Source organism: Deinococcus puniceus, from assembly GCF_001644565.1.
In the GTDB taxonomy this organism is placed as follows: Bacteria; Deinococcota; Deinococci; order Deinococcales; family Deinococcaceae; genus Deinococcus; species Deinococcus puniceus.
The window spans coordinates 1,479,650-1,490,418 of sequence record NZ_CP011387.1; the positions used below are offsets into that span (position 1 = coordinate 1,479,650).

A 10,769-nucleotide genomic window follows, 5' to 3' on the forward strand; every position below is an offset into this window, starting at 1 on the left:
ACCCTTAGACGTTTTTCGACGTTCCATACCCACTTTTACGGCTTGTACTGCCCCCCGAATACCCGCAAATCCAAGTCGTCTACCCGGCTGTCTCCGTTCAGGTCACCGGGCAAACTGCCTGTTTTGCCGTAATTGTTCATCAGCAGCGCAAAGTCGGTCAGGTCTATCACGCCGTCGCCGTTCAGATCGGCCCCGCTGAGACGCAGTTTGGCGGCTTCGGGCGTCCATGCTTTCAGGCCGATAAATCGGGTCAGTTCGGCACGCAAGGCTTCGGCCAGTGGCTGCGGGCTGTTCGGATTAAATTCGATGCGCTGATCGGTGCCCGTGCCCACCACGCGGGCCGATACATCCGGGTTGAAGGCCACGCCCGTGCTGCTGCCGATGCTCAGAACCGGGCCGCTGCTGCTGTCCAGCGTCACAGGCAGTTCCGGGGTGCTGATGGCGGCGAGGGCTTCTTGCACCAGCCGCGTCAATTCGGCTCCTTGTGGGCGAAGCTTGACGGTGACGGCACTGGCTGAACCGGCCAACACCAATGCGCTGAGAAGGAAAAAACGGTGTGCGGCACGGCTCATGGCGTTGTCCTCGCGGCCCGGAGTTGGTCTCGGAACTTGGCCGGATCACGCTCGAAAGCGTCTGGGGTGGAGGTGGGCGGGGGTGTAACGGCGCGTGCTGGGGCCGCAGTGCTGGCTGGCGTGGCCGTTACGACAGGCGTTGCCGCCGCTGCCGCCGCCGTCGCTCCTGTAGCGGGTGGCGTTGCAGGAGGTGTAGCCGGGGGTGCAGGCGGCGTCGGGCTGGGCGTGACCGGGTTGCTGACTGCTGCCGTCGCGCCGTCGACTGGGGGGGTGGCGGGTGGAGTCGTAGCGGTGCCCGAAGCGTTTGCCGGGGTGGCCGTGCCAGTGGCCGTGCCAGTGGCCGTGCCAGTGGCCGTGCTGGCGGTTGCCGCCGTTCCGGTTGCTGCGCTGGCCGATGCCCCCGTTGTTGTGGTTGCTGCTGCAACGGGTGTCGCTGCCTCAACTGCCGCCTCGTTCCAGCGGGTCACGCGGCCACTGACCACCGGGTATGCGCCCTGATTGAAGCCCACGAGCGGGCTGTCCTGCGTGCCGGTGTACAGCAGTAAAAACACGTCCTGTCCGGCATTCAGCGTGGGCACGTCCTGAAGGCCCGCCAAGAACATCAGCGTGGGTTTGCCCTCACGCACGGGCAAGCTCGCCACGTCTCCGGCGATGGTTTCGGTCACGGTCAGCGGGTAATTGATCCAAGACACCGCTGTTGCCCCTGCACCGGTTTGTGTGGTGGTGGGCGCACCCACCGTCGCCCGCACGATCACCTGCGCTTTTTTGGCCTGCTGCGTCAGCGTCAGCGCTGTGAATGTGCTGGCCTGTACAGGGTTCAGGGTCATCAGCGCCGCCGTCAAGCCGAGGGCAAGTCGCGCCCGCTTCATGCCCTGCCACCTGTGGGGGGAAGCTGTGTGCCGGGGCCGGGCGGGTCTATGGGCACAGGTGTATCGCTGTCGGGCGGGGTGGGGTCAGGTTCGCCGCGTGGCGGGGGGGGAATCGTCACAGGTTGGGAGGCGGGGGGCGTGCTGGTGGCTGGCGGTGTGGTGGCCGGAGCGGAAGTCGCTGGGGTGGGAGTACTGGCCGGAGTCGCCGCCGGAGCCGGAACAGTTGCCCCCGGAACATTCGGCATGCCCTGTTGCGCCAGCAGTTTGCCGGTGCCGTCGCGGGCCTCGAAGGCCAACCCAGTCGCACTCAGGGTCACGGGGCTGCTGGGCCGGATGCTCACCAGCATCACCCGTGCGCCTGCCCTCGGAATGGCCTTGAAGCCCACGCTGACGCTGAGGGTTTGCCCCTCTTGCCGCCAAAACAGCACGCCGCCGTTTTCGCCGGGCTGCACGCGGGTCACGGTCACGCCTTTGGGCAGCGTCCACATCAGGCGAGCAGCACGCACGGCACGCGGCCCGGCGATGGTGACTGGAACCCGCGTTTCGCCCCGGATTTCCCCGGTGGGCAGCGTGGGCGAAAGTGAGAGCGGCGGCAAGTCGTTCACGTTCAGCGTGTATTCCTGCACCTTGCTTCTCAGGCCCGCGTCGTTGGTTTCCAGCGTAAATTTGAAGGCCCCGATTTTGGTGGGCCTGCCGACCAAGCGCCCCCCACTCAAGCTGATGCCCGGTGGCAAGCTGCCCGCCGCCACCCGGAATCCGTATGGCCCGGTGCCGCCCGTGACCACCAGCGCCGCTTCGTAGGCTTCGGCCACGTAACCCACAGGCAGGGACGTGAGGGTAAAGGTCAGGGGGTCTGCTCCAGTGGTGGCGGTGCTGCCTGTGCCTGTGCTGCTGCCGCAGGCGCTGAGGGTGCCCAGACCCAACAGCGCCACCGTCAGCAGCGGCCAGAGGCGCGGGGCAGGCGCGCGCCGCAGCGGGTGAGTTGAAGCTTGCATGGGGGCAGTGTACCGGGCTGGGCGGGCGGGCAGATGGGGAAAACGTAAGCGCCGCCGCCGATTCCATGAAGACGCCGGACGGGGGGTGCCCGCAGAAGGATGCCCAGAGAGGGCGTTGACAACGGGGGCCACACCTCCTACGGTTCTGCCCTCTTTCCGGCGCTAGACTTTGCACCTATGACCATGCAACTCACTAAGCCGCCCACCGTAGGCACTCCGTTGGGGCGCTACACCGTCGAGCGCGTCGAAGCCTTGCCCGAAATGCAGGGCACGCTGGTGCTGCTGCGCCACGAACTCGGCGCACGCCACGCCCACGTGATCCGTGAAGACGACAATCTGGCCTTCGGCGTCACCTTTCCCACCGTGCCCAAAGACAGCACGGGCGTGGCGCACATTCTGGAACACGTGGCCCTGATGGGCAGCCAGAAGTACCCGGTGCCCGATCCCTTTTTTGCGATGGCCCCGCGCAGTCTGAACACGTTCATGAACGCCATGACCGCCAACGACTGGACAACTTACCCGTTCAGCACGCGCAATGTACAGGACTATTTCAACCTGCTGTCGGTGTACCTAGACGCCACCTTTTTCCCGCTGCTGCGCTACGAATCCTTTCGGCAAGACGGCCACCGCTTCGAGTTCGAGAAGTTGGACGACCCCACCAGCACGCTGAAATTGCAGGGCGTGGTGTACAACGAAATGAAAGGCGCGATGGCGAGCGCGGGGGCCGTGATGTGGCGCTCATTGGGCAAGGCGCTGTATCCCGACCTGACCTACGCGGTCAACAGCGGCGGCGAGCCGAACGACATTCCGGGCCTGACTTACGACGGCCTGCGAGCTTTCCACGCGGCGCATTATCACCCCAGCAACGCCTTTTTCTTCACCTACGGCAATCAGGATTTGACCCGTGTGCTGGACGAAATCGAGTCGCATGTCATGGCCCGTTTTGCGCCGCAATCGCTGGACGTGAGCGTGCCCGATCAGCCCGACTTTGCCGAACCGCGCCGCGTGGACGTGACCTATCCGGGTTCGGATGTGGAGCGCGGCGGACAGGTGCTGTTGGCCTGGAAACTGGGCCGCTCCAGCAACCCCGACCTGAATCTGCGTTGGAGCGTCCTCAGCGACGTGCTGCTGGGCAACCCCGCCGCGCCGCTGACCCGCCCTCTGATCGAATCGGGTATCGGTTCGGCGCTGGCCGACCTGACCGGATACCGCGATTCCTTCCGCGAGGGTGCGTTCGCGGTGGGCCTCAAGGGACTCAGCGCGGGCAAGGCCGCCGAAGTCGAGAAACTGGTGCTGGACACGCTGGCGGGCATTGCGCGGGACGGTATTCCCGCCGACCTGATCGCCAGCAGCCTGCATCAATTCGAGATCGGGCAAAAGGAAGTCAGCAACAGCGGTTATCCGTATGGTCTGCAAGTGATGTTCCGGCTGATGGGGCCTTGGCTGTACGGCGGCGACCCGGTCACCGGATTGCGGTTGGATGCCGAACTGAACAGCCTGCGCGCCGATCTGGACAGTGGCAAGCGCGTCTTCGAGTCCATGTTGGAAGAACTGTTGGCGCTGCCCCACCGCGTCACGATGGTGGTCACGCCCGATCCGCTGCTGGCGTCGCAGGCCGAGCAGGCCGAGCGTGAACTCGTTGAGCGTCTCAGCAAGGATTTCACCGATGAAGACCGCGCCCGAATTGTGCGGGAGAGCCTGCAACTTCAGTCGCTTCAGGCGCAGGAATCCGACCCGAATGTGTTGCCCACGCTGGCCCTCAGCGACGTGACCCCCGGCGTGCAGCGCCCCGACTACAGCACCACGCAAGAAGGCCGCGCCCTCGTGGGCCGTGTGCCCCAACCCACCGGCGGCCTGAGCTACTTGGATGTGCAAATCCGCCTGCCTGACGTGCCCGCCGAGTTGCTGGACGTGCTGCCGCTCTACACCTATGCGGTCACCCGCAGCGGCGCAGCTGGGCAGGACTACGCCGAATTGTCGCGCCGCATAGAAGCCGTGACGGGTGGCGTCGGCGCAAGCGCGGGCGTGGGCACCGCCCCCGACGACCTGAGCGCCGTGCGGTTGGCTGTCACCTTCAGCGGCAAGGCCTTGGCCCGCAACGCCGAGGCGCTGGTGGCCGTACTGCACGACCTGATCGCTGCCCCCGAATTTACCCGCGAACGCACCCGCCAACTGCTGGAGCAGCGTCTGTCGGGCATGAAAGCCAGCGTGGTGGGTTCGGGCAGCGCCTACGCAGACCGCCTCGCCTCGGCACAGGTCAGCGCCGCCGCCGTGCTGGAGGAACGCTTCGGCGGACTGACCTCGTTGGCGACCCTCAAGGCGATTGTGGAAGGGCCAGAAGGTGAATCGGGTGCGGAAGGTCTGGACGCCCGAATAGACGCCCTGCTGGGCCAATTTTCGCAACTGCAAGAGCTGATCACGCGGGGGCAACCGCTCCTCTGCCTCACCGCCACCCCCGACGATATCGGCCTAGATGTGCAGCCCATCACCACGCTGTTTACCGGAGACGCCCCCACCGGACGCCCCGCGCTGGCCCCGCTCGCCACTGGCCCGCAGGCCCGCACCACCGATTCTCCGGTGGCTTTCAATGCCATTGCCTACCCCACCGTGCCCTACACCCATCCCGACAGTCCCGCGCTGCTGGTGCTGTCGCGCCTGCTCAGGAGCGAGTACATGCTCAAGGAAATCCGCGAAAAAGGCGGCGCATACGGCGGCGGCGCAGGTTTCGACACGCGGGGCGGCGTCTTCTCTATGACCAGTTACCGTGACCCGCACATTGCCCGCACGTATCAGGTGTTCCGCGACGCCCGCGCCTTCCTCGACACGCCGCTGGGCGAGCGCGAACTCACCGAAGCCATTCTGACTGCCAGCAAAATCCTAGACCCCCTGACCAGCCCGGACACGGTGGGCCGCCTGCGCTTTTACGGCGATCAGGCCGGATTCACGCCCGAAGTGCAGGAATCCTTCAAGGCCCGCCTGCTGGCCGTAAAACTGGACGACCTTCGCCGCGTGATGGATACCTACCTGACGCCGGAGCGGGCCGCCTACGCGCTGGTGGCCGGGCGCGATCCGAATACGGAAGTGGAAGGGCTGGGGCTGAAATTTGAGGTACAGGGAGTCTAAAACCGTTAGTGGTGAGTAGGTCGTAGAAGGGGCAAAACGGAGCTTGATTAATCAGGGCTGTGTGGTGGGGGAGGCGAGCGGGAAAGCCTCTCCCACCGCGCTTTTTCCACGTTCCAAACTCTACGTTCCCCTCATCCCCGGTGATACGGCTCCCCCGCACTGATCGTCGCCGCCCTGTACAGCGCTTCAGCCAGCACCACCATCGCCAGATCATGCGGCAGGGTCAGGGTTCCAAGGCTCCACAGTGCATAAGCTCCGGCCCGCAACTCGTCGGTGTGTCCCTCCGGGCCGCCGATGGCAAAAGCTAATTCGCCAGTGCCGCCCACGCCTTGCCCATCCAAATACGCCGCCAACCCTTCCGACGTGAATTGCTGGCCGCGTGGATCGAGCAAAATCAGCGGCGTTTTTCCGGCGGCGCGGCGAATGGCCTCACTTTCCAGCGCCTGCGTCTTGCCTGCCACCCGCGTCACGGTCAGCTTGTGGTAGCGGCGCAGGCGTTTTTCGTATTCGTCCCAGCCTGCGCGGGCATAGGCCAGCTTGGGTTCGCCCACAGTAATCAGGTGCAGTCTCATGGGGGCAGTGTGGCAGAAGGGTTTGCGGGGCGGATTCACGCCGCGTGTAGACCCCACCTCTCCTGCGGAGCTTTTCAAGTCTAAGGGGGGCGTTGCCGAGCAACGGGGGGTTCGCCTTCCACCCCGATACACCTCAATCCACCGCAGTACACAGACACACAGCGTCCGCACGCCCCGCCCGCTAAACTGGCGGGTATGTCCGGTTTGCTTTGGCTTCCACTCCATTGGCCTCCAGTGGGGGAGCGCACTTGAACTACGCGGCGACTCTGGCGGTGTTGGTGGTGCTGTCGTTCAGCTTTCCGCTGACGGTGCGGCTGGGCGCTCAGTTGGGCGTGCCGGAGGTGCTGGGGGCGTCTATGCTGGGCGCAGTCCTGACCTTTGCGCTGGCGGCCTACGGGGTGCGCTGGCAGGTCACGCGCCACCGGGTCACGGTGCAGCGGTTGGCGGCGGCGCGGGCGCAAGTGGCCGCCGATCCGTCCAGCCCCCGCGCCTATTTTGTGGGCGGCGAACATCTGGGGCTGATCCTGCTCCGGCTAGACCGCCGCCGTGAGGCCGCTGAGGTGATAGACCGCTTTGCCCGTCTGGGCGGGGCACGCGAGAGCGAAATCGTGGCCCTGCGTGAAGCCCTGTCTAACGCCGAACGCCGCCAACGCCGCGCCCAAGGACGCGAGGCGTGAAGACCCTGAGCCGAGACAACGTGAAGACATGGGAGCGCGAAGCGTGAGGCTCTGCGGAACCAACGCGGCAAGGATGCGTATCCTGAGAGGCATGAAGGTTGCCAGTGTTCATCAGCAGTCCCCCCGGCAGTACGGCAGGCAAGGAGCGCACCTATGAGGGCCTATAAGGGCATCGTGGAAGACGGAGTGGTGGTCTTGATCGGCGCACGCCTGCCCGAAGGCACGGTGGTCACGGTCACGGTAGGAGAAACCGAACTGCTCCGCGCCCGCATCACCAGCGCCCTGAAACGCCCACGCAAGGTGCGGGTGCGCGTCAAGCCCACACCCGGCATGGCGATGGGCCAGTTGCAGTTGGAAGGCACGTCGGCGCGTCCTCAGTCCGATGAGTAGGGCAGAACAAGACCGAATCGAGGCTGAAGAGGTTGAAGCTGACAGCCTTGACGAACTGGTACTTCACGAAGGGTGGGCGGAAACAGCGCAAGCAGCAGCAGACGCCCCCGCCGACTTGCCCCCGCTCAGTCCGATTCCAGATGGAGCGCGGGTGTGGTTGGTTCCAACTCCGGTGGGCAACTTGGGTGACTTGACGTTGCGGGCCATAGAAGTCCTGCGGGCCGCCGACGCTGTGGCCTGCGAAGACACCCGCCGCACCGGGGCGTTGCTGTCGTATCTAGGCATTCGCAAGCCGCTGGTGCGCCTAGATGCCCACACCATGCGCCGCGCCCCGCAAGTGCTGGAACGGTACGCCCGCCTTGCCTACGTCAGCGATGCAGGCACGCCCGGCATCAGCGATCCCGGCGCGGAACTCGTGCAGGCCGCCCTTGCCGCCGACGTGCCCATAGAAGTGCTGCCCGGAGCCACTGCCTTCGTGCCCGCGCTGGTGCTGTCAGGTCTGGATTCTGCTCGCTTTACCTTCGAGGGTTTCCTCCCGCGTTCGGGTAAAGACCGCAAAGCCCGCCTGAGTGCCGTAGCAGCGCGGGCCGAAACCAGCATCCTCTATGAAAGTCCTCACCGCCTGCACGCCACCCTGACCGAATTGGCGGCCAGTTGCGGCCCGCTGCGGCGCGGCAGCGTCACGCGGGAACTGTCCAAGCGCTTCGAGGAAACCCGGCGCGGCACGTTGGCAGAATTGGCAGCCCATTTCGAGGCGGGTACACGCGGCGAAATCGTGGTGGTGGTAGGGGGCCGACCCGAGGGCGAGGCCGACCCAGCGCAGCCCGTGACCGATCCGGCAGAGCAGGCCAGAGCGTGGGCCGCAGCGGGGCAAGGGGTCAGGGATATACGTGACGCACTCATGCGGCAGGGTTTGCGTAAGAATGACGCTTACGCGCTGGCCTTACAGGTGACGCAAGCTCAGCAACCCTGAGCGCCCCTTTTCCTCAACCCTTTCCTGTTCTGTATCCATCCATGAGGCCCACCATGACTGAACCGCAAACCCACCACCCCAATCCCAGCGGCCTGAAACGTGTGGCCGTCCTGACCAGCGGCGGCGACGCCCCCGGCATGAACGCAGCCATTCGCGCTGTGGTTCGCACCGCCACCCACAACGGCATAGAAGTCGTGGGCGTGCGCCGGGGATTTCAGGGCCTGCACGAGGGCGACATGGCCCTGATCGGCCCCCGCGACGTAGCCAACACCATCCAGCGCGGCGGCACGATTTTGCTCACCGCCCGCTCTCATACGTGGCGCAGTCCGGAAGGCCGGGCCAAGGGCGCACAAAACTTACGCGACTGGCAGGTCGACGGATTGATCGTCATCGGCGGAGACGGCAGCTTTCACGGCGCACACTATCTACAGCAGGAACACGGCTTCCCGGTCATCGGCGTGCCCGGCACCATCGACAACGACTTGTACGGTACCGATCACACCATCGGCTACTTCACGGCAGTCGAGACGGCGCTGGATGCCGTCGATAAACTGCGCGATACCGGGGCCAGCCACGAGCGAATTTTCGTGATCGAGGTCATGGGACGCCACGCCGGACACATTGCCTTAGAAGTCGCGGTGGCGGGCGGGGCCGAGGAAGTCTTTATTCCCGAAGACGCCAAGCCTGTAGACGGCGTCGTCGAGATCGTGAAGCAGAGTCTCGCCAAGGGTAAGGCCAGTTCCATCATCATCGTGGCCGAGGGCTACCCCGGCGGCGCGGAGGGTGTCAGCAAGGCTATTCACGAAGGCACGGGCCAAGAAACCCGCGTCAGTATTCTGGGCCACATCCAGCGCGGCGGGACGCCTGTTTCCAGTGACCGCGTGTTGGCCAGCCGACTGGGAGAAGCCGCCGTGTACGCCCTGATGGACGGCAAGAGTGACGTGATGGTAGGAAGGCAAGGCGGCGGCATCAGCCATATTCCCCTGCACGAAACGTGGGAGAAGAAAAAAGACGTGAACCGCGACCTGTACCGCTGCGCCAAGACCCTGAGCGTGTAGGACGAAACAAAGCCAGCCGCCCCAATTTGTGCAGGGCGGCTGGCTTTTTACGCTGAATGCAGCGCTGAACGCCTGAAACTGCCCTTCCTTAGACTCTTAGACCCTCGGCCCTTAGACCACTCCTGAGCCAGCAGGCAAGGCCGCGCCTCACCCAGCACGCGGCCCTCTGAGCCTTCTTCTTATTCCCGTTCTACATTCCGCAAAAACGCGGGAATATCGTAATCCTTGGGATCGTAGCTGCTCGTGGCTGTCCCGCGCACGGGCTTCACGATGGTCTCGATGCTGCTGCGGCCACTCGTGCCCCCGGCAATGCTGATGGGCGTGTCGTTGAAGCCAGTAGCGATCACGGTCACGCGCACTTCGTCGCCCGCAGCCTCGTCAGGCGTGATGCCGAACAGAATGTCGGGGTCTTCGAAGCCAGTGGCCTCGCGGATTTTCTCCACGATTTCGTTGGCGTCGGTCATGGACAGATCAAAGCTGCCCGTCACGTTGACCAGAATCCGGCGTGCGCCCTCGATGCCGCGTTCCAGCAGCGGGCTGTGGATGGCGCTCATGGCGGCTTCTTCGGCCACCTTTTCGCCCCGGCCCGCGCCGATGCCCATCAGCACCGTGCCCGAGTTGGCCAGCAGGTTGCGCACATCGGCAAAATCGAGATTGATCATGCCTTCCACATTGATCACGTCGCTGATGCCCTTGACGCCGTAGTACAACACGCGGTCAGCAATGAGAAACGCCTCACGGAAGCTGACCTTCTTGTCTACGGCTGTGAGCAATTTCTCGTTGTTCACCACGATCATGCCGTCTACGCGGTCGGCCAGTTTGCCGATGCCTTCTTCGGCGACCCGCAGACGCTTCGGCCCTTCGAACTTGAAAGGCCGCGTGACGATAGCCACCGTCAGCACGCCCATTTCACGGGCAATCTCGGCCACCACAGGGGCGCTGCCCGTGCCCGTGCCGCCGCCCATGCCCGCCGTAATGAACAGCATGTCGGTGCCGTCGAGGTATTCCTTGATGCGTTCCCGGTCTTCGAGGGCCGCCTTCTCGCCCACTTCCGGGTCTGCCCCTGCGCCGAGGCCGCGTGTCAGGCGGTCTCCGAGCTGAATCCGCACCTCGGCGTGGCTTTTGGCCAACACCTGAGCGTCGGTGTTCCCGGCGATAAACTCCACGCCTTCGAGTCCTGATTCGATCATGCGGTTAACGGCGTTGTTGCCCGCCCCGCCCAAGCCGATCACACGAATTTTGGCCGCTTGCATTCTGTCTCCTTCCATTCCGGCACGGCCGCCTAGGGCTGTCCCGTAGCTGTTCGCTCTTCGGCGTAGTTTAACGCACGATCCCTTCCTGTGGGCGTTGGCCTCGAAGGTGGGACATACAGGGGTCAACGTGGGTCTGAACGCTCGTGAGAAGGCAAGTCAGATGGTCACTGCCGAATGCGTGAATGACGTTTCAGCCGTCTAAAGTAGACGCGCCGTCTGATCCTTGCCAACGCAAGCTCATCCATAGCTTTGCCGTTTTTTTCGTAAACAGGCTGGTGATTCATGTA

The 10,769-nt window shown here is 64.6% G+C and carries 10 protein-coding genes; 5 read left to right on the forward strand and 5 right to left on the reverse strand.

From position 1 onward, the window contains the following. Positions 1–35 precede the first annotated feature (35 nt). Genes SU48_RS06755 through SU48_RS06765 form a run of 3 tightly spaced genes read right to left on the reverse strand, consistent with a single transcriptional unit; the run spans position 36 to position 2,436 of the window. The gene (locus tag SU48_RS06755; RefSeq protein ID WP_064014587.1) at positions 36–572 is read right to left on the reverse strand and encodes a hypothetical protein; all 537 of its coding nucleotides are present in this window, start codon (positions 570–572) and stop codon (positions 36–38) included. Further along, positions 569–1,441, reverse strand: a complete 873-nt coding sequence (locus SU48_RS06760) for a hypothetical protein (RefSeq protein ID WP_064014588.1) — start codon at positions 1,439–1,441, stop codon at positions 569–571. The genes SU48_RS06755 and SU48_RS06760 overlap by 4 nt, the downstream gene beginning before the upstream one ends. Next, entirely contained in the window at positions 1,438–2,436 is a 999-nt protein-coding gene (locus SU48_RS06765) for a putative Ig domain-containing protein (protein ID WP_064014589.1), read from the reverse strand. The genes SU48_RS06760 and SU48_RS06765 overlap by 4 nt, the downstream gene beginning before the upstream one ends. Before the next feature lie 177 nt (positions 2,437–2,613). Here SU48_RS06765 and SU48_RS06770 point away from each other — a divergent pair, with 177 nt between their 5' ends. Continuing rightward, on the forward strand, positions 2,614–5,559 hold the full coding sequence (locus SU48_RS06770; protein WP_064014590.1) for an insulinase family protein: 2,946 nt from the start codon (positions 2,614–2,616) through the stop codon (positions 5,557–5,559). 131 nt (positions 5,560–5,690) lie between these two features. On the opposite strand, the gene SU48_RS06775 is transcribed toward SU48_RS06770, so the two are convergent. Continuing rightward, on the reverse strand, positions 5,691–6,131 hold the full coding sequence (locus SU48_RS06775; protein ID WP_064014591.1) for a 23S rRNA (pseudouridine(1915)-N(3))-methyltransferase RlmH: 441 nt from the start codon (positions 6,129–6,131) through the stop codon (positions 5,691–5,693). A gap of 248 nt (positions 6,132–6,379) precedes the next feature. Here SU48_RS06775 and SU48_RS06780 point away from each other — a divergent pair, with 248 nt between their 5' ends. The 4 genes from SU48_RS06780 (at position 6,380) to pfkA (ending at position 9,229) form a co-directional block, all read left to right on the forward strand. Beyond that, a complete protein-coding gene (locus SU48_RS06780; protein ID WP_064015897.1) occupies positions 6,380–6,808 on the forward strand; it encodes a hypothetical protein in 429 nt (142 codons plus the stop codon). Positions 6,809–6,961: 153 nt separating this feature from the next. After that, a complete protein-coding gene (locus SU48_RS06785; RefSeq protein WP_064014592.1) occupies positions 6,962–7,198 on the forward strand; it encodes a hypothetical protein in 237 nt (78 codons plus the stop codon). Continuing rightward, the gene (rsmI, locus tag SU48_RS06790) at positions 7,191–8,171 is read left to right on the forward strand and encodes a 16S rRNA (cytidine(1402)-2'-O)-methyltransferase (RefSeq protein WP_082869699.1); all 981 of its coding nucleotides are present in this window, start codon (positions 7,191–7,193) and stop codon (positions 8,169–8,171) included. Before SU48_RS06785 ends, rsmI begins: the two co-directional genes overlap by 8 nt. 53 nt (positions 8,172–8,224) lie before the next feature. Then, complete coding sequence (gene pfkA, locus SU48_RS06795) at positions 8,225–9,229, forward strand: 6-phosphofructokinase (protein ID WP_064014593.1); 1,005 nt, start codon at positions 8,225–8,227, stop codon at positions 9,227–9,229. Between the two features lie 179 nt (positions 9,230–9,408). On the opposite strand, the gene ftsZ is transcribed toward pfkA, so the two are convergent. Beyond that, a complete protein-coding gene (gene ftsZ, locus SU48_RS06800; RefSeq protein WP_064014594.1) occupies positions 9,409–10,482 on the reverse strand; it encodes a cell division protein FtsZ in 1,074 nt (357 codons plus the stop codon). Positions 10,483–10,769: the final 287 nt, after the last annotated feature.